Source organism: Cyanobacteria bacterium GSL.Bin1, assembly GCA_009909085.1.
In the GTDB taxonomy this organism is placed as follows: domain Bacteria; phylum Cyanobacteriota; class Cyanobacteriia; order Cyanobacteriales; family Rubidibacteraceae; genus Halothece.
On record JAAANX010000046.1, the window covers coordinates 16,146 to 35,554 of the forward strand.

19 protein-coding genes and 1 pseudogene are annotated in these 19,409 nt (G+C 44.0%); 12 read left to right on the forward strand and 8 right to left on the reverse strand.

Going from position 1 to position 19,409, the window contains the following annotated elements; translation table 11 throughout:
• Nucleotides 1-74: 74 nt before the first annotated feature.
• From GVY04_04660 to GVY04_04670, 3 genes are all read right to left on the reverse strand, one after another.
• Nucleotides 75-278, reverse strand: a complete 204-nt coding sequence (locus tag GVY04_04660) for a hypothetical protein (GenBank protein ID NBD15445.1) — start codon at nt 276-278, stop codon at nt 75-77.
• A 287-nt stretch (nt 279-565) separates the two neighbouring features.
• The gene (locus GVY04_04665) at nt 566-736 is read right to left on the reverse strand and encodes a hypothetical protein (protein NBD15446.1); all 171 of its coding nucleotides are present in this window, start codon (nt 734-736) and stop codon (nt 566-568) included.
• A gap of 635 nt (nt 737-1,371) precedes the next feature.
• Nucleotides 1,372-1,935: a DUF3172 domain-containing protein gene (locus GVY04_04670; protein NBD15447.1), complete on the reverse strand. Its 564-nt coding sequence runs from the start codon at nt 1,933-1,935 to the stop codon at nt 1,372-1,374.
• A gap of 185 nt (nt 1,936-2,120) precedes the next feature.
• Between GVY04_04670 and GVY04_04675 the strand changes: the two genes are divergently transcribed.
• From GVY04_04675 to GVY04_04695, 5 genes are all read left to right on the forward strand, one after another.
• Nucleotides 2,121-2,699, forward strand: coding sequence for a Uma2 family endonuclease (locus GVY04_04675; protein ID NBD15448.1), 579 nt, complete (start codon nt 2,121-2,123; stop codon nt 2,697-2,699).
• Between the two features lie 82 nt (nt 2,700-2,781).
• The gene (locus GVY04_04680) at nt 2,782-3,882 is read left to right on the forward strand and encodes a tRNA (guanine-N1)-methyltransferase (protein NBD15449.1); all 1,101 of its coding nucleotides are present in this window, start codon (nt 2,782-2,784) and stop codon (nt 3,880-3,882) included.
• A gap of 130 nt (nt 3,883-4,012) precedes the next feature.
• The gene (locus tag GVY04_04685; protein ID NBD15450.1) at nt 4,013-5,023 is read left to right on the forward strand and encodes a radical SAM/Cys-rich domain protein; all 1,011 of its coding nucleotides are present in this window, start codon (nt 4,013-4,015) and stop codon (nt 5,021-5,023) included.
• Between the two features lie 39 nt (nt 5,024-5,062).
• Nucleotides 5,063-5,773 carry a hypothetical protein gene (locus tag GVY04_04690; GenBank protein ID NBD15451.1) on the forward strand — a complete coding sequence of 237 codons (711 nt, stop codon included), beginning with the start codon at nt 5,063-5,065 and terminating at the stop codon, nt 5,771-5,773.
• Between the two features lie 73 nt (nt 5,774-5,846).
• On the forward strand, nt 5,847-6,533 hold the full coding sequence (locus GVY04_04695; GenBank protein ID NBD15452.1) for a TVP38/TMEM64 family protein: 687 nt from the start codon (nt 5,847-5,849) through the stop codon (nt 6,531-6,533).
• A 120-nt stretch (nt 6,534-6,653) separates the two neighbouring features.
• Here the strand turns inward: GVY04_04695 and GVY04_04700 are convergent, their stop codons facing one another.
• Nucleotides 6,654-7,196 (reverse strand): DJ-1/PfpI/YhbO family deglycase/protease, encoded by a 543-nt coding sequence (locus GVY04_04700; protein NBD15453.1) that lies wholly within the window; start codon nt 7,194-7,196, stop codon nt 6,654-6,656.
• Nucleotides 7,197-7,355: 159 nt separating this feature from the next.
• Here GVY04_04700 and GVY04_04705 point away from each other — a divergent pair, with 159 nt between their 5' ends.
• The 6 genes and pseudogenes from GVY04_04705 to GVY04_04730 all read left to right on the forward strand — a co-directional run bounded on the left by GVY04_04705 (nt 7,356) and on the right by GVY04_04730 (nt 12,370).
• Nucleotides 7,356-8,096, forward strand: a complete 741-nt coding sequence (locus GVY04_04705; GenBank protein ID NBD15454.1) for a TrmJ/YjtD family RNA methyltransferase — start codon at nt 7,356-7,358, stop codon at nt 8,094-8,096.
• A gap of 5 nt (nt 8,097-8,101) precedes the next feature.
• Nucleotides 8,102-9,280: a serine hydrolase gene (locus tag GVY04_04710; protein NBD15455.1), complete on the forward strand. Its 1,179-nt coding sequence runs from the start codon at nt 8,102-8,104 to the stop codon at nt 9,278-9,280.
• A gap of 71 nt (nt 9,281-9,351) precedes the next feature.
• Nucleotides 9,352-9,807: an NUDIX domain-containing protein gene (locus GVY04_04715; protein ID NBD15456.1), complete on the forward strand. Its 456-nt coding sequence runs from the start codon at nt 9,352-9,354 to the stop codon at nt 9,805-9,807.
• 255 nt (nt 9,808-10,062) lie between these two features.
• The gene (locus tag GVY04_04720) at nt 10,063-10,323 is read left to right on the forward strand and encodes a ParB N-terminal domain-containing protein (protein ID NBD15457.1); all 261 of its coding nucleotides are present in this window, start codon (nt 10,063-10,065) and stop codon (nt 10,321-10,323) included.
• A 134-nt stretch (nt 10,324-10,457) separates the two neighbouring features.
• Nucleotides 10,458-10,955, forward strand: a complete 498-nt coding sequence (locus GVY04_04725; GenBank protein ID NBD15458.1) for a DNA starvation/stationary phase protection protein — start codon at nt 10,458-10,460, stop codon at nt 10,953-10,955.
• 275 nt (nt 10,956-11,230) lie between these two features.
• Nucleotides 11,231-12,370 (forward strand): annotated as a pseudogene (locus GVY04_04730) (hypothetical protein).
• Between the two features lie 700 nt (nt 12,371-13,070).
• On the opposite strand, the gene GVY04_04735 reads toward GVY04_04730, so the two are convergent.
• The 4 genes from GVY04_04735 to GVY04_04750 all read right to left on the reverse strand — a co-directional run bounded on the left by GVY04_04735 (nt 13,071) and on the right by GVY04_04750 (nt 18,057).
• On the reverse strand, nt 13,071-15,050 hold the full coding sequence (locus GVY04_04735; protein NBD15459.1) for an FAD-dependent oxidoreductase: 1,980 nt from the start codon (nt 15,048-15,050) through the stop codon (nt 13,071-13,073).
• A gap of 100 nt (nt 15,051-15,150) precedes the next feature.
• Nucleotides 15,151-16,632 carry a glycolate oxidase subunit GlcD gene (glcD, locus tag GVY04_04740; GenBank protein NBD15460.1) on the reverse strand — a complete coding sequence of 494 codons (1,482 nt, stop codon included), beginning with the start codon at nt 16,630-16,632 and terminating at the stop codon, nt 15,151-15,153.
• Nucleotides 16,633-16,662: 30 nt separating this feature from the next.
• The gene (locus GVY04_04745; GenBank protein ID NBD15461.1) at nt 16,663-17,166 is read right to left on the reverse strand and encodes a hypothetical protein; all 504 of its coding nucleotides are present in this window, start codon (nt 17,164-17,166) and stop codon (nt 16,663-16,665) included.
• Nucleotides 17,167-17,442: 276 nt separating this feature from the next.
• The gene (locus tag GVY04_04750; GenBank protein ID NBD15462.1) at nt 17,443-18,057 is read right to left on the reverse strand and encodes a histidine phosphatase family protein; all 615 of its coding nucleotides are present in this window, start codon (nt 18,055-18,057) and stop codon (nt 17,443-17,445) included.
• Nucleotides 18,058-18,291: 234 nt separating this feature from the next.
• On the opposite strand from GVY04_04750, the gene GVY04_04755 reads away from it, so the two are divergent.
• On the forward strand, nt 18,292-19,409 hold a 1,118-nt coding region (locus GVY04_04755), incomplete at its 3' end, for a DUF255 domain-containing protein (GenBank protein NBD15463.1).

The window sequence follows — 19,409 nt, forward strand, 5'->3', positions numbered from 1 at the left end:
GCCTAGTCTTGAAAAATCAGAGAGTTGAAAGCTCAGATACTGAAAAAAAGCGCGATCGTAGCAGTAGGAGTGAATCAATATCTATCAAGATCTTTAAAGAGGGTGGTGAAAAAATCCCCTGTTAAATCCTCCCAAACGTCGTCGACTTCAGCTGAGAGTGAGTAAACCTCAGCTTGGTATTGATTTTGGGCGTGTTTTTGATCAAGCTCGCGTGCCAACTCTTCGTCGTCTAGAGTGTCTTGCATCAATTTTTGAGTTACTGAAATCACTGAATACATTATCTTACCTCAATTTTTCTATGTTAATTTTAGCATATTTTTATTTGACTCCTGTTAGATAAAAATTATAGGTCAAAGAGAAGCAAAAAGTAAACTTCTTGCCTATAAAGAATTTCAGGAGTTGAACTCTTCTGAAGAATTCTAGCTGGCAAGCCAGAGCCAAGGGAAAAGTTTCAGCGCGATCGCGCCTCATTAGCAGGACTTAGACAAAAAAACAACAAGAAAACAGCCTCAAACCCAGTCATGGCAATGAATTTACACCAAACCCATAAAAAAGGAACAAGCCATTAAGAGAACTCTTCGAGGGCTTGTCGAAGCAGTTCCTGAACTTGCTCAATCATACTTCGACCTCTGGCACTGCGAGCAATCGTACCAAGGACTTCCAGAGATTGGTCTCTGGAAAGCCGTTGTTGGTACCAACACTGTAAAACATCGAGAATCAAGCTCATTTCATCCATGACATTCGACCACAAATCACTTAATATTATGTTGCAAATATAGCACAATTTTAAATGATTTAAATCACAATTGTCAGGAAATGTTAACAATAGACTCTTCTTCAGTCAATGGGGCAAGGTTTGCGCTCTGGCTTGAAAGGTTGGTCAGAGGCTTCATTAATCATCCCAATCGCTGGGTGATAGGTAAATATAGAAATCCTTCCTGTTCTAGGTTCTGTTGACACAAGACGATAGAGCAACTGTTTTTCGTCGCAGCGAAAGAGATACACTGATTTTATTCAAGTTGACAGATGGCAAAAGTTTTAGACAGAAACATCAACAGAACCTAGGCTAGAAGTAGAAAGGTAGCAGAGAATTGCAATGGAATCAGAAATCAACCGCAACCTATCGGGGTCAATCTTACCAAGATTCTGCTGCTATGGCGATTATTCCTAAAGCCAAGTGAGTTGATTGAGGTATTCCTTAATGTTCAAGCTAAATCTTCTATATATGAAGACGCGATCGCGGCTCAGTTTTTGGACCATCCCTAAACTTGGTTAGGGAATGACAACGCGCGATCGCAAGATTGATAATTTTGTTTGCGGTTGTTAACTACCTCGTGCCTCTACACAAGCTGGACGTGGCTTTCAGCAGCGTTAAAAATCATCATTCTCCGGGGTAGGGACAAAGCTACCATTCCCATTATTACGGAAGAATTTACCCGCAGAATCATTTTGGTAAACACAATTCACTTCAGGAGACTCTTCCAGCTTCCCGGTAAAAGCAAAAGTATTCATCCGATTTTTACAATCTCGCACTTGTTCACGGCTGACTAAATTTTGATCTTCTAAAATTGACCAGTTCGTCCGACGCATAACACAACCCGGAACCATTTTCGGCTGCGTCACATAAACACTGAAGGGGCTTAAACTCATATAAACGCGCATATCTGTAACGACCGCACTTGCCCCATATTGGGCGCAAAATTCAGGATTCGGAACACTGCGATCAATGGCAACGGTGGAGGTGACATTTTCAGAATTCAAATTGGTTGCGGAACTAAAGGTCATCCCGAGACCAATACCGATAATAAACACCGCCCCAATAATTGCCCAGTAGGTTGCATTAAGCGGCGATCGAGAAGAATCGGAACTGCGAGGCGGAGACTCGTCATAAGAGCGACGAGAAGCAGTTGCACTTTTACGTGTTTTTCGCGTCATTTTGTAACTCAGTCAGTATAGATAGGCATGAGATTAATGTTATCTCCATTTTAATAACAGTGACTGGGAGATTCGTTATAACCACCGACCTATTATTACCAAGACAGAAGGCGTCGGGCGTAAGCCAGTGCGGGAGTCTGATAGAATAAATCCGCACCTAGTATTGTTTTGTCCTGCAATTGTTTATGCCTCCCATCCAAAGTCATTCTCAGTTATCACTACAAGACTTCTTAAACTATCCAGAAATTCAACCTGCCCGTGAATATATTGCCGGTAAGATCTACCAAAAACCTCGCCTCAAAGGGAAGCAAGAACGGGTTTTATCTCGCTTACTGGAGAAAATTAATCAAACAGGAAAACGTCAAAAGACAGCAGTTGCCTTTACTGATTTACGGTGTACCTTTGAAAAATATTCCATTGTTCCTGATATTAGTGTGTTTAATTGGAATAATTTACCAGTTGATGAGAAGGGAAATTTGGTGGAACACGCTTTAATTCCCAATTGGATTATTGAATTTGCCTCGCCAGAAGATAATTCAACCCGGATCATGAATAATATTCTGATTTGTTTAAAACGAGGGGCACAAATGGGATGGTTGATTGATGTCCATGAACAAAAAGTGATGACTTTTCCGAAGGGGGAACAACCAGATCTCAAAGAAAATGATGATTCTCTACCCATTCCCGCAGGCTTAAGAACCCTCAGTCTTTCGGTTTCTGATTTGTTCATTAACAGTTCTCTCTCTCGTCGGGGATATTTTTAGTTTTTGTTTGGTGACTTTCTATCGGAGGAATAACTTCCAATCCCTCACTTTGTACTCCATTCCCAAAAAACGCGATACAAAATTGTTGTCTCAAGAAAGAAACATAACCTTTGATGTTGGTAATGCGTTTTATCGTCCGACAACTGTTGTCGTCAGAGATTTAGGAATTCTTGCAGCAACGGTTCAGCGACAACAAACGGGTCACTTGCGGGTTTTAGATGCGATGTCAGGATGTGGCATTAGAGCGTTACGTTATGCCGTAGAAGCCAATGCAGACTGGGTTTGGGCTAACGAAGCGAATCGGGAAATTGCACCAATACTTCAAGGGAATATAGACCAATATCTTGCTCCCTCGCAGTATCAAATCACTCATACCGATGCGAACCGCATTTTTTTTGATTGCTACAATCGGTCTGATTTTTATGATTTGATTGATGTTGATGCTTTTGGTATCCCTAGTCCTTACATTTCTACCGTTTTATGGGGAACCAAAATTGGAGGACTGGTTTATCTAACTAGTACCGATGGCCGGTCTGCAACCGGTAACGCCCCAGAAAACAGTTTAAAGTATTATGGGGCTTATGCTCGTTCTCATCCTGCTGCCCACGAACAAGGGTTACGCTTGATTATGGGTCGTCTGCAGCAACAAGCTGCTAGTCAAGGGCGTGGGGTGGAACCGGTTTTTGCGTACTTCACTGGGGAAACTTATCGCGTGATGATGCGCTTAGTTGCCCAACCTCAACTGACTATGGATAACTATGGTTGGTTAGGTTATTGTCATCAGTGTGGACACTATCAAAGTGTCCGTTGGCGTCAATTAGGAAAAGCCTTATGTCCCCATGATGGAAAACGATTAGTCGTCAGTGGTCCTCTCTGGTTGGGAAACCTGCATGATCGCGAAATGTTAGACGCGATGATCGCCTTAGCTACAACTTGGGGATGGATAAACCGGGTGGCTTTACTTAATATCATGCGAACTGAAGCGGATGTCGCCCCCTATTTTTATTCTTTACAGAATATTGGTAAAGTGGGAAAACTGGATTTACCGAAGCGCGATCAACTGATTGCAACCCTACAGCAACACGGATATCGCGCCTGTGCAACGCATTTTGACCCCCAAGCCCTAAAAACGGATGCCAGTTTTCGGACTTGCGTTGAAATCGCCAAGAGTCTCAGTCATTAAATTAATTCAATCTTACTGCCATCTCAGGAAAAACTCATCTCCTTTCGATTTAATATAATTGAGCGCAAGGGATTTTTGAAAATACCTAATCCTTAGTCTTTCTTGTGGAAATTTTAATAGGGAGATCAAATTGGTCAAAACAAACATCAAAAATAATAATAGTGTTACCCCCTTTGCGGAAAAAATTAATGCTCCTCTGACAAAGGAGAAAATTAGTGTTTTACAAATTAATTTAGGACGAAAATGTAACTTAGCTTGTACTCATTGTCATGTTGAAGCAAGTCCGAAACGCACGGAAGAACTTTCAGCAGAGATTTGCGATCAAATCATCGAAATCATTAATCGTTTCCCCCAAATTGAAACAGTTGATTTAACCGGGGGTGCGCCAGAAATGAACTATGGTTTTCGCCCGATTGTTGAAGCAGCACGAGCACAAAATAAGGAAGTGATTGTGCGTTCTAATCTTACGATTTATTTTGAACCGGGCTATGACGATCTTCCTCAATATTGTGCAGACTATCAAACGCGAATTGTTGCTTCTTTACCCTGTTATTTAGAAGATAATGTTGATAAACAACGGGGAGCGGGTGTTTATAATAATTCGATTCGGGCGTTACAATGGCTGAATCAACTGGGCTATGGTCAAGATCCTAATTTAATCCTGGATTTAGTTTATAATCCCCCCGTTCCGATTAGTGAGAAACAATTTACTTTACCACCGCAGCAACAAAAACTGGAACAAGATTATAAAACTTATTTAGCAGCAAATTTTGGCATTCGATTCAATCATTTGTTTACGATTACTAATCTTCCTATTGGCAGAATTAAAGACTTTTTACACCGTTACCAACTCCATCAGTCGTACTTAAAGTTTTTAGAAGAAAACTATAATCCGGAAACGGTTTCCAGTGTAATGTGTCGTAATGAACTTTCTGTCGATTATTTGGGCAGAATTTATGATTGCGATTTTAATCAGATGGAAAATGTTCCTGCTCAAACAGCAACAGGAGAAACGCTAACTTTAGAAAAATTGTTGGAGTTTAATGATCTTGATGTGATTAAAACGATTCAGACGCGCCCTTACTGTTATGGCTGTACCGCTGGCAGTGGTTCGAGTTGTGGAGGTGCATTATTAGCTTAATTTTCTTTTAACTTCATCCTGATTATAGGAGAAGAAATCATGAACTCAAAACTGAAATATGTCGGAATTGCTGTGATTATTGCTGCTTTAATTGCTTCTACTCAATTGATTAATTTACAGGAAATTTTAACCGATACTCTGCAATGGATTAATGATCTCGGTCCTTCTGCTGCCATTGTTTTTATTATCATCTATATGGTGGCAACCGTTTTCTTTTTCCCAGCTTCCATTTTAACCTTAGGTGCCGGGATTATTTTTGATATTTTCTTTGGTTCACTTTATGTTTTTATTGCAGCAAGTATTGGGGCAAGCCTTGCTTTTTTAGTGGGAAGATATATTGCTCGCGGTTGGGTGGAAAAACGAATTGAAGGGAATCCTCGATTTAAAGCTATCGATCAAGCGGTTGCAGAAGAAGGGATGAAAATTGTGTTACTCACTCGCTTATCTCCAATCTTTCCTTTTAATCTTCTGAATTATGCGTATGGTTTAACGAAAGTGACGTTTCGGGATTATGTAATTGGAACGTTAGGAATTTTACCCGGAACAATCATGTATGTTTATGTGGGTTCCTTAGCAAAAGATTTAGCAACCTTAGGTTCGGAAGAAGTAACTGCCCCTTCTGAAATTCAGTGGGCGATCCGCATTATTGGATTTATTGCAACCGTCGCTGTCACCGTTTATGTAACAAAAATTGCGAAAAAAGCCTTAGCGCAAAGAGTAGAAACGGAAGCCGAACCTTCTGTTGAGTGAGTTCATTGTTGTCCTTATTTAATACATAAAAAAGGAATTAAAAATCAACTGATACTTACAGATGCTCAAAACAATGCGCCGATTTTACCAACAGTTGTGTCCTTTTTTTCGGATTTGTCAAAAGCCCCGCTTTTGGGTCGCGATCGCGCTTTTTTTAGCCGCTTTTTGGGTAACAGTCGGTCCCTTAAATGTTCTCTTTGATCAGGAATTTATTCTCCAGCATTTAGAAGCATATCAATGTTGTGCGACGGCGCTGTTTATTACCCTTTATACCCTTCTGACAATTATTGGAATCCCTGGAACGGTTTTAACCGTTGCCGGTGGGTTAGCTTTCGGCTTGTTCTGGGGAACCCTTTGGTCAGTATTGGGGGCAACCTTAGGGGCGTTAGGGGCATTTTGGACAGCCCGTTATCTGCTACGAGATTTAGCGGAAACGAAGTTTGGCGAGTATCACCTTCTCGGTTATCTCAAAAAAACAGTCACTCAAAATCCGCTGCGTTTTGTCCTGACCTTGCGTTTTGTTCCCATTACTCCGTTTAACCTGATTAATTTCTTATTTGGCTTGACCCCAATTCATTGGTTTCCTTATACCTTGGGAACATTCGTTGGCATTCTTCCGGGAACCTTTGCTTATACGTGGTTAGGTGTGAGTGGAATGGAAGCCTTACAAGGGCGCGATCGCCTTTCTTTTTTCCTTGCACTTATTCTTTTGGCGTTACTGTCTGCAATTCCTTTCTGTCTGCGGAAAAAATCATCATAGTTATTAGTCATTGGTCATTAGTCATTAGTCATTGGTCATTAGGCATTAAACAACAAAAGACAAAGAAACGGGTCACAGTTACATCCCCCCAAACTCAATTAGTCTGAGGGGATATTGATTCTAAACGGCTGTGGTTGCTTCGGGTTGGTTTAAAGTTTCAAACTGCGTTAACGCTGCTTTAATCCAGGCGGCATTATCTCGATAGTGAGTGGCTGTGACAAGGTTACGATCAACCACGACCGCTTCATCCTTGAAGTTACCGCCAGCATTAACTAAATCATCTTTACAACCGGGATACGCCGTGACATCGCGTCCTGCAACGACTTTCGCAGAAACCAGTACCCAGGGACCATGACAGGTACTTGCAATCACTTTTCCTTTCTGGTCAAAATCGTGGAGAAACTGAAGCACATTGGCAATTTGGCGAACCCGATCTGGGGATTCACGTCCCCCGGGGACAACGGCTAAGTCATAATCCACTTCTTTAATCTCATCGGCATCAACCGTAGCGTTTGCAGCAACCCCATGCTTGCCTTTCACATCCACTTTGCCCTTGGTTGCGACTTCAACCGTAAATCCAGCCTCTTGGAGGCGATAAAAAGGATAGGCAAATTCTGTATCTTCAAAACCGTTATCAACGATAATCACTGCGCGTTTAATCATTACATCCTCCTTTAATTTAAGATGATTTTTTTATGGAATAACCCTAATCAATGTTTGACGATCAAATCAGGGAACAATATTTGAACCCAGAGACTCACTTGTCATCAGGGTGGGTCTAGATCTAAAGTAACCAACAATTCCTTAGCAATGACAGTATTCATGGCTCATTCCCTTGATGAAATTCGCATTGTCCTAGTTGAACCGGCAGGGGCTTTAAATGTTGGTTCTATTGCCAGAGTAATGAAAAATATGGGCGTCCAACAATTAGTTTTGGTCAACCCCAAGTGTGATCCTCAGAGTGCAGAAGCTAAACAAATGGCCGTTCATGGGAGAGATGTTTTAAACCAAGCCAAAATCGTTGCTTCGCTACCGGAAGCGTTGGTGGGATGTCAACAAGCCGTGGCAACAACCGCGCGCGATCGCGCCCTTGCCCTTCCTCTCGAACCGCCGCAAGATGTCCTACCCAAGTTATTGCCGGTTCCCTCTGCCCTGATTTTTGGACGAGAAGACAGTGGTTTAACCAATGACGAATTAACCCATGCCCAACATTGTCTCTATATTCCCACAGCATCGACTTATCCTTCCTTGAACTTAGCGATGGCGGTGGGAGTTTGTGTTTATGAATTACAGCAGTTAGTGGCAACAAAAGAGAAAACAATTGATACTTTTGCAACAGAAACTGTTACTTTGGAAGCTTTAGAAGGGTACTATCAACACTTAGAACACATCTTACTAAAAATTGGCTTTTTGTATCCCCATACTGCCTCGGCACGGATGCAAAAATTTCGTCAGATCTTTAATCGTGCTAATCTAACTCCAGAAGAATTAGCCCTACTCAGAGGAATTTTAAGACAGACGGAATGGGCAATTCAAAAGAATGATCTGGTAAATGAGGAGTAATTATTGTGGTTTGGCAAAATGAATATCGATCCGGAAATGGGAAAAAAGGAACTAAACTGAGACCATCTCGGCGCAAGTTTTCTTCTCATCAAAAAAAACGCTCCCAAAAAAAACGCAAACCGAGACAAAAAGAAAAAGTTATTCCTTTTCCCCAGCAACGGCAACCGGTTCGTCCTCCCCGTTCCAGTACAGAATTATCCTTGATTTTGATGATCCGCTTAACAATTTTTGCTGTGGGAATTGGCGCGATCGCGGGAACAGTACTTGCTTTTTTGGATCGAGATTTATACTTATCGCAACCGGTATCTTCCCAAGTGCAAGTTGCCACCTCAACTGTTGAAACAGATCCTCCCGCAAAGCCGCCTGTTTTACCGCTGAACCAAGAAGTAACCGGATTGAAGCAAACCTTCCAAGATCTGGCGAGTCAAAAACCGCAACTCAACCCGGCTGCATTTATTGTCGATCTCGACAGTGGAGAATATGTCAACCTACAAGGAGAAAGGACGTTTTCGGCTGCCAGTATGATTAAATTCCCGATTTTAATTGCATTTTTTCAGGCTTGGGAGGAAGGGCGAGTCGATCTCGATGAACCTCTCACCATCACAAAAGAGGTTAGGGCTGGTGGTTCTGGCAATATGCAGTACGAAGACCTCGGAAAACAGTATCTGGCTTTGGAAACGGCCGCCAAGATGAGTATTATCAGTGATAATACTGCCACAAATATGCTGATTCAACGGTTAGGGGGACAAGAGGCTTTAAATGAAGTATTTGCCGAGTGGGGATTAGAACACACCCGTCTTCGTAACCCTTTGCCCGATTTAGATGGAACTAACACCACCAGCCCAAAAGAATTGGTTAGCCTATTAGCACGGTTAGATCAGGGAGAGTTGGTGTCAGCGAAATCGCGCGAGCATATTTTCCAAATTATGGGAGAAACCCGCAGGAGAACCTTACTCCCTCAAGGCTTAGGCTCAGGTGCTAAAATTGCTCATAAAACTGGGGATATTGGCTCATTAGTGGGAGATGTTGGTATCATTGACCGCCCGAGTGGTCAACGCTATTTAGCGGCGATTATGGTTGAACGCCCCCACAATGATCGCAATGCCAACGAACTAATCCGTCGCTACTCTCAGGAAGCCTATCAATACTTCCGTAATCAAGAGCAGAATTCTTTTACTAATTGATCGGTTTCTCAATCTTTGCTAGCAATGGTAATATTTACTTAATTAATTTCTCTTACTTAATTCTAGTGATGATACGCCGCCTTTCTCATTTCGTATTTACAGTTCTTGGCATTATCTTTCGTCATCCTGTCACTGGCGCTACCATTATTCCCATTCTTGCCAGTGGCGAAATTGTCTTAGTCCGGCGGCGAGATACAGGAGAGTGGGGATTGCCTGGCGGCGTTGTCGATTGGGGGGAAGAAATTGCTGCAACCGCTAAACGAGAACTGTGGGAAGAAACCGGATTGCAATTACTCGAAATTCGACGCCTAGTTGGGGTTTATTCAGCGCGCGATCGCGATCCGAGACTCCATTCCATTAGTATCTTAATCGAAGCAGCAGTCGCGGGTGATCTCGAAGTGAAAGACGATTTAGAAATTTCTAATGTGAAAGCATTTGCCATCGAACAAATCCCCTTTGGTCATCTTGCCCATGATCACGAACGACAATTAAAAGATTTCTTAGCTGGAGAAACTATCCTCGCTTAAATCAGTAACCAGTAACCAGTGACCAGTTAACCCCAAGGGTTAATGGGGAAAGGAGAAGTGGAAAAAGGAACTGTAAACTTGCCTTTAAGCTGTCCCTCGTTCCTCCATTGAATAACGAATTCCCGATTCCCGATTCCCAATTCCCTGTTCCCGAATGACTAATCAACGACCCCTCTCTTCCCAAAGATGGGTTGCAATTCAAACTCATAACGATTATGATTTAGGCAAGAAATGACAGCAGGGGGTTAACCAATAATGGAAATTAAAGAAATCCCAGTTGAGGCAATTCGTCGCCCTTTACCCCGACAAAACGATCCGGAAAAAGTGAAAGCTTTAATGGCTTCCATTGCCGAGGAAGGATTACGCGAACCAATCGACGTCTTAGAAGTAGATGGGAAGTATTATGGATTTTCCGGGTGTCACCGCTACGAAGCCCATCAACGTCTCGGCAAAGAAACGATTAAGTGTCGCGTGCGTCGTGCCCCTCGTGCTGTTTTACAGAAGCATCTCGCTTGATACCCTTGATCTAAAGAAAGAGTGAGAGTTCAATCCCTTGGATGATTCAATCTGCTTTCATTGATCATAGGATGAACTCAAGAAGATTACATTTTTAAACCCAAAAAAGCAGCCCTCATTAATAGGAGATAATCATGCAAACTGCAGATCCAAAAGGTACAAAAACACCGGTCAATATTGGTATTGAAGAAAATGATCGTCAGGCGATCGCGCAAGGGCTTTCTCGCCTCTTAGCCGATACTTATAGCCTTTATCTGAAAACCCACTACTTCCACTGGAATGTGACCGGACCAATGTTCCATTCCTTACACCAAATGTTTGAAGAAGAGTATGTGGAACTTGCACAAGCTGTGGATGATATTGCAGAGCGGATTCGGACCTTAGGTGCGGTTGCACCCGGTAGCTACAGCGAATTTGCCGAGCTATCCTCAGTTAAAGAAACTCGTGAAGTTCCGACCGCCCAAGAGATGGTCCGTCTTCTAGTTGAAGGGAACGAAACTGTCGTCAGAACCGCCCGCGAAGCCTTCCCAGCCGCTGAACGTGCGGGTGATGAGTCAACAGTAGACTTAATGACCGAAAGAATGCGGACTCATGAAAAAACCGCATGGATGTTACGCAGCATGATTGAGTAATTATAACCCTACTTAATTTGACACTCTGTTAGGGATTGTTAAGAATTAATTCACTCTGCAATCAATCAAGAGTAAGCCCTTATGTTTCAAGCAGGACGATCGCGCGATCGTCCTTTTTGGTGTGATTAAATTCATAATAAAAAGAGACTTAAGTATAAGAGAATGATTGATTTACTTTTCCTTACAATCAGGTTAACAACAGAGGGATCAATAAAGTGAAATAATAACTGTGACAGCTTTAGAAAATTAAGTTTAGCTCAGCTTAGAGAAATGATATGGAATCCATACGTTCTGCTAGTTTTAATTCCTCGCTTAATCCTGAGGCAGAAGAGGTGTTAATTTCTGTAGATGCCTTTCAATCTGTGCGCAATAGTGTGAGTGAAATCGAATTCCTGGGCGAAACTCGTATCCCGACTGGCACTGAATTTGACGGAACGAGCATCGGTGGCTTATACAGATTAGCTTTTGATGCTGCTAATGAAGTTTATTATGCCTTATCCGACGATCACGGTTCTGAGGAGAGTAATGCCCGCTTCTATACTCTCAATATCGACCTCAGCGATGGCTCTTTGGATGAGGGCGACGTTAATTTATTAAGGGAACAACCGGAACTCACAGCAAAACCGTTCCAAAGCTTGATCACATTTGGTGATAGCAGTGTGGATTTGGGGAATGTTTTCCTTAGTACGAACCAAACTCGACCCCCTTCTCCCCCCTATTTTGAGGGACGATTTTCTAATGGACCGGTTTTTGTGGAACAGATTGCCGAAGAACTAGGATTATCGGCTTCAACTCCTTCTCTTGCAGGGGGTAACAACTATGCCTTCGGAGGTGCTGAATTTGGGGATGGCACTTCTGGACAAGGGACACCAAACATTGGAAACCAAATTGACCTTTACCTCAATAGCAACACACCGAGTGAAGAAGATTTATTGTTTATTTCGGGTGGGAGTAATAACTTCTTGACTTTAGATAATTTCCCTAATCCTGCAGAGACAGTGGATTTAGTCGTAGAGCACATTACGACGCTTGCCAATGCGGGGGGAGAAAACTTTGCTGTTACGAATTTACCGCCACTGGGAAATACACCATTGATTACCAATCAAGGAGGAACCGAGATTGTTAATACTCTCATTAGTAATTATAATAATCTTCTTGATCAAGAATTAGACATCCTAGAAACTGAATTAGACATTGAAATCTACGAAATTGATCTCGAAGAAACCGTCCAAGCAATTTTCAATGATCCAGCAGCCTTTGGTTTAACTAATGTGACGGATCCAGCACTGAATCAGCAAACGCTAGAAGTGGTTGAGAATCCCAATGAGTTTTTATTCTGGGATAATGTTCACCCCACTGAAACCGTTGATGAAATTGTTGCCGAAAGTGCCTTAGAAGTGATTCCAGAAGGAACCGGTTCTGAAGCGCCACGTTTTGGGGGGTTAGATAATGATGTGGTTGAAACAGCAGGGGGTAATGAAATCATCTTTACAGGAAAAGGGGATGATATTATAGATGCTTCGACGGGTACAGGTCGCAATCGCATCTATGGTGGGACTGACAACGACGAATTATTGGCTGGTAGGAATGATCGTCTCTTCGGTAGCGAGGGTGATGATATTCTGGATGCTAGTGTTGGTGCTGGCGGCAATCGTCTCTATGGCGGCGCTGGTCAGGATGACTTCTTTGCCGGTAGCAATGACCGGTTAGTCGGAGGAGAAGGCAATGATCGCGTTTTTATTCTCGAAGGAGGCGATAATCTTATTACCGGTGGGGCAGATGCCGATCAATTCTGGATTGCGAACGCCCAATTGCCAGCAAGTGCTAACACGGTTACTGACTTCATCATTGATGAAGATGTGCTTGGCATTGGCGGAATTGATAGTATTACTGAGTTTGCCGATTTAACGCTGACCCAAGAGGGGTCAGACACAATCATTAGCAACAGTAATAACGAGTTAGTCCGCTTAGTCGGTATTAGTAAAAGTGAACTAACTGCGGATCAGTTTGTCATTGAAGATAATGGACCGGTTTTTTAAATCAGGAATGATCTTTCCTAGTCAGATGCCATTGCTCGTTTAATCATTCCACCCGCAAGAAGCGGGTGGATTTAGTTCATTGCCAATCTTCCCAATCATTATTGAAGATGGACGTATTCGGAAAGGCTGTGGGATTGCCATTTGCTTCTAGTCGTTGTCGTAATTGTTGTAATTGTTTTTCTTTTAGCAGCTGCTCATCAACCAGTTCATAAGGAAAAATCTCGTTTTCTAAAGCAAATGCTACAGTTGTTCCTGCTGCCGCGCCCACTGACCACTCAAAGGAATGCACGCGATAGGCGGCTGCGGCGATGTGGCTAGTAGCAATACTTTTACCAGCGACCAAGAAATTATCAATTTCTTGAGGAATGAGCGCCCGTAACGGAATTTGAAAGGGATAAGGCAGCCCAGCCCCCCGTCGTTCCCCTTCTCTTTCTGTATTGCCTGGTTTTTCGGGCGGATGCTCACTCATGCAGGGATGGAAGTCAATGGCATAATGGGCAATGCCCACAGAGTCAGGATAAATGCGCGATCGCGTTCTATTTTTACTGATTTCTCTTTTTAACAGGACGGCAAAAGTATCTCGTCCAGCAACTTCTTGTTGTAGATCCTGATAGGCTGCTGGCGACAGCACCTCCTGATAATACTCATCCGTATAATCTTTGCGGGCAATATCCACTTCCCACACTGTAAATCCGTCAGGATAACCATACCCTGGTCTGCCAATAATCCGTCGTCCTTCTCTCATATAAGGATACTTCGACAAGCCATGCACCGTTCCCATAGGCGAATCAATCCCACTTAAAAACCGATAATTGGGATGGGGTTCTTTCACCCCCTCTCCGAGTTGGGAATCGGTTGTTCCTGCAACCAACCAGTAGAAAAAGCCGAAAGCATTTTCCTCGCCTTTGGCTAAGGTTTCCACTCGCAGTCCTCCTTGCCATCCCCCTGGCGATAACTGTCCATTGGCTTGCAGTTGTTCTCGCGTATAAATTAAATTATCCTTGGCAGTTCCTGGGCGATAATCATTCCCCCAGGTCCAATTTTGCATGGAAATATCTCCAACTGTAGGTTCAGTAAAATCAATTCCGCCAAAGGTCTCTTCCTCCCCGGTTTGCGGACTCCAAATCCGGCGATACGTAAAGACTAAATCAAAACTGGCCAGACGTTCTAATTCATAGCTGTAATAGGGCTGATACTGTTCATAAAAGGGGGGTTCTCGATGAGATTGTGGGGTTTCTGTCTCTTCCATAGCAAAGGTATAAGTAAATCCTTGCGTGCAGTAAGGATCACCATTTTCGCTTGCTGAAGAGGGTTCAAGATAAGACCGCGGATCAATTCCTAGACGGTAAGGAACATCACTTAAGCCAACCAGTTCACCCGTTTCAGTCGCATCAATGACATACCAATTTTGATCTTGAGGAACAAAACGAATAATTTTTTTCTCAAAGCGGTCTGAATCTTCGTAACGATACCAATCGGCAATCGTTTCAGAAAGGGGATAGGTGTTTAAGGGCGATCCCGTTGCTGTGGGTTCATGTTGAATTGCCGTAACTGTTTCGATGAGGTTACCCTCTCCATTCCGTTCCAGATCTTTGATCACCGTCGAAGGAAACCACTGCAGCGTGCCATCTCCTTCATCTGCTGCCGCGAGGAGTTGGTCCTTTAAAATTTTGTGGGCATCAGCGGGAATAAAACAAGACTCACTCACCCAACAATCTCCTGGGTTTAACTCCCCGTAATAGTCTTCGATTCGGCGTCTGAGTTCTAAATATCCTTGGGGGAAATATAACAAGCTGCGTTGCGTAGCGCGTTCATCCAGTGCAGATGTGCCCTGGGATGAAATTTGTCCGCCCAGCCAGTCAGTGAGTTCCGTTAAACAAACTGTCTTTCCAGCTAAAAGCCCTTCATACGCCGTTGCTGCCCCAGCCAAGCCACCCCCAGCTACCAGTAAGTCACAACTGATCGTTTCTTCTGGCGGAGGAGCTGCAATACTAGGAACGGGACAATTGACAACAGTAAGGAAAACGGAAAAAACAGGAAGAAAACGGCGTAACATCATGCTCGTTGAGATAATTTTCAGTTACAGGCTTTGCCATAGCCTTGGGTCAAAATAATCATACAATACGAGCTGATTTAAATTCGCACCCTTTTCAGACTCAATAGAATTGAGCCCCTTTAAATTGAGCTGTTTTTTGCGCATTCGCTGCTTCTCCGCAGGTGCGAGGGGTGGGAAATAACTTAGTGGGATTGGCTAATCCTTTGGGGTTAAAAGCACTACGCACATACTGCATCGTTTCGAGATCAACCTCGCTAAACATATCGCTCATATAGCAGTTTTTATCTGCACCAATGCCATGTTCCCCAGAAATACTCCCTCCTGCTTCCACACAGCGCTTCAGAATCTTTCCCCCAATTTCTTCGACTTTTTCTAAATCTCCAGGAACGGATTCATTGTATAGAATCAATGGATGCAAGTTGCCATCTCCGGCATGAAACACATTGGCAATGCGATACCCATATTCTTCGCTGAGGGCTTCAATATCTCGTAATACACTAGCCAGTTGCGTGCGAGGAATCACCCCATCTTGCACAAAGTAATCCGGGCTGAGATGTCCAGCAGCAGCAAACGCAGCTTTTCTCCCTTTCCACAATTTTGCTCGTTTTTCAGCATCAGTAGCAATGGTGGTGTCTCGTGCCCCATTTTCTTTACAGATGCTAGCGGTGCGTTCAATATTATGGCTGACTTCTACTTCCGATCCATCTAGTTCGACTAATAAGATCGCCCCTGCATCTCGGGGATATAAACCAGCGCCCACTACATCTTCCACGGCGTTAATCGTAAGATTATCCATCATTTCCATACCTGCGGGAACAATCCCATCGCCAATAATGGCAGCAACGGCATCGGCAGCCGCTTCAATGGTTTCAAAATCAGCAAGTAAGACAGCTACTGATTCCGGCGTTTTCAGGATCCGGAGGGTAATTTCTGTAGCAATACCTAACGTTCCCTCTGATCCCACAAATAAGCCGGTTAAGTCATAACCGGGCATCTCAGGAACCATCCCCCCAACATCAACAATCGAACCATCTGGGGTGACAATTTTCAACCCGAGGACATGATTGGTAGTGACCCCATACTTTAGGCAATGAACCCCCCCCGAATTTTCTGCCACATTTCCGCCAATGGAACAAATAATTTGACTAGAGGGGTCTGGGGCATAATAAAAGCCTTTTCCACTCACTGCTTGTGTCACCCAATTATTAATCACACCCGGCTGTACAACCACGCGCTGGTTCGGGATATCAGTTTCTAAAATTTCATTCATGCGGGCGGTAACGATTAAAACACCGTTTTCTAAGGGAAGTGCGCCGCCCGATAAGCCTGTTCCTGCCCCTCGTGCTACCCAGGGCAAATCATATTGATCGCAAATTTTTACCACCCCTGCCACTTGTTCTGTGGTCCGAGGAAGCACGACCACCGCTGGCCGTTGGCGATAACTGGCGAGTCCATCACATTCATAGGTCAACAGTTCATCTTTGCGTCGAACTACACCATCTTTACCAACAACATCTGCAAATGCTTTGATAATGGGTTGCCATGAGTCTTTTGGCGAGGGACGGAAGAGACTTTTTAACATAATTCTGGGGAACAGAACAAAATCAACTAATTAAAATTGTAACCCCACCCCTCCTTGCAAGGACAAAGCGGTACCACTCCCTTGACGATAGGCATCGAAAGCAACGATCGCGTTGCCAAATAAGACGGTATTACTCTTGGGAATCATAAAATCAACGCCCGGCTGAATGGCGAAACTGGTTTGATCCCCAACTGGTGACGGGGAATCGCCACCGGCAAAAGAAAATCCCGCCCCCACATAAGCATCGGTCTGCCAATTTAAAGGAAAATCATAAGAAACCGTGGGCACGAGCGCCATTCCTTCACCAATCAGTCCTTGAACCCGTAGTGAAAGGGGCAACTCTAACAATTTATAGCGCACGTTAACCACACCCCCAACTTGACTGCCTTCATCATTGCTATCTTCGGTGGGACTGTAGCCAAGCCCAACGCCAATATAACTGCCATAAGCGGGTTGGGCAGACACACTCTCAGTGGTTAATAAGAACGCTGTCGCTACGGTTGCGGTTGCCAATAAAACTTTGAAATCCTTCATTTTTTTCTCCTCAGCACCCAAATGAAATTGAGATTTTACGCTAATTTTAGCGAGGAAAAAGTGAATTTTGGCGTCCTTTCCTCTAAATTTTCACATAAAAAACGTGATAGATAAAATTATTTGCATTGATTTTATACAATTAAAAACAGCGATTTCGTGTAATTTTCAATCTTGACCCAGTTTGCATCCTCAAACCTAGTTACAGCTACTGTCCCTGTTTCGCCAAAACTGATTCCCGCTTCCTAACTAGATCGGTTTCCGATACAGATCTCACTTTCAAAAGGGATCAATGCGACCAACAACTTCCAGTTGATTTTCCGGATTGACTGCTATGACCACCATTTCTCCTGACGAAACGCCACTGCCACTTAAGGCTGAGATATTAACAAAATGAGTGACCATCACAGTTACCCCTGGTGTTTCTTCCTGTTCCCGCATCAACTGCCGCACTGCCGCCGTTTGTTCTGACTGGGTAGAGCGATCGCGAAAGAAAGAGTTTAAGGGAGGAAATGGCTTGACCGGACCCAAATCCATTAATTTTGCTGTATCTAAACAGCGACACCACTGACCAACGGTCGTAGCAGGCGCCGGAATTTGATTCCGGCGTAATCTGCGACTCGATAAGACCTGGTCCACTTCAATGTTCCGCTGCTGAAAGGCTTCCCCGGTTCGTCTGGCTTGCATTCGTCCTTCTTCTGACAGATTACGCTGAGTTGAGCAGTCTTCCAGTTCAAAATTAGGCGGATCGCCAGTTCCCGGCGCTAAGGCATGACGCATCAAAACAAAATAATGGGTTTCAGCTTGTTGCAGTTGTGACCACAGACGGTCTTCGGCATCAGTGCGTTTCGTTCCCGTTTCAGTTTGAGTCTGATCCGTTGCTGATCCTTGAATAGTAGGGGAGGAAGTTTGGGAACCCCAGTGGGCACATCCGGTAACGCTCAACCCGATCATACCTAGCGTTAAGCCAATCGCTGTTCGTGGAAAAGATGATAGATTCATGAACCATGCTCTCTCGATAGCAGTTTACTATTTTAGGAGGCCGTGCAAAAGGCAGCTGCTTAGATGGGGAAGATATCAATTCAGTAGGTATGCCACACTAAAGTTGACGCATTCTAGGCAAATGTTATGACTAACCGTCTCGCTGAAACGGAAAGCCTCTATCTTCGTAAACATGCTGAAAACCCAATCGATTGGTGGTATTGGTGTCCCGAAGCATTAGAAAAAGCGAAAGCGGAAGATAAACCAATTTTCCTGTCAGTGGGTTATTCCAGTTGCCATTGGTGTACGGTGATGGAAGGGGAAGCCTTCTCCGACAGCGCGATCGCGCAGTATCTTAATGAGAATTTTGTTCCCATCAAAGTGGATCGCGAAGAACGTCCGGATCTCGATAGCATTTATATGCAGGCGTTACAGATGATGACCGGACAAGGCGGTTGGCCCCTCAATATTTTTCTGACTCCCGATGAGCGGATTCCGTTTTATGGCGGGACATACTTTCCAGTAGAACCGCGCTTTGGTCGTCCTGGTTTTTTAGAAATTCTAAAAGCGATTCGGCGCTTTTATGACCAAGAAAAAGAGAAACTGAATACCTTCAAAAGTGAAGTGATGGGATTACTGCAGCAATCGGCCACCCTTCCTGAAGCCAGCACTGAACTCAATCGTAACTTATTACTCAAAGGAATCGAAACTGCCGTCGGCATTACCAGTAGTCGGGGCACCGCCCCCAGTTTTCCGATGATTCCCTACGCCCAACTTGCCCTGCGCGGCACCCGATTTAATTATGAGTCTCGCTATGATGCCCAAGCAATTGCCCAACAACGGGGCTATGACCTTGCCCTCGGGGGCATCTATGACCCTGTTGGCGGGGGCTTTCATCGTTATACGGTTGATGGCACCTGGACCGTTCCCCACTTTGAGAAAATGCTCTACGATAACGGACAGATTGTGGAGTATTTAGCCAACTTGTGGAGTAGCGGTGTTCAAGAACCGGCTTTTCAAAGCGCGATCGCGCACACAGTCGAATGGCTACAACGGGAAATGACTGCCCCAGAAGGGTATTTCTACGCCTCGCAAGATGCCGATAGCTTTACCATCCCTAATGCCGACGAACCTGAAGAAGGGGCCTTTTATGTCTGGTCATACCAAGAACTGGAAACGCTACTGAGTCCTGAAGAATTACAAGCGCTACAAACTGAATTTACAGTCACTGCAGAGGGCAATTTTGAAGGCAGCAACGTCTTACA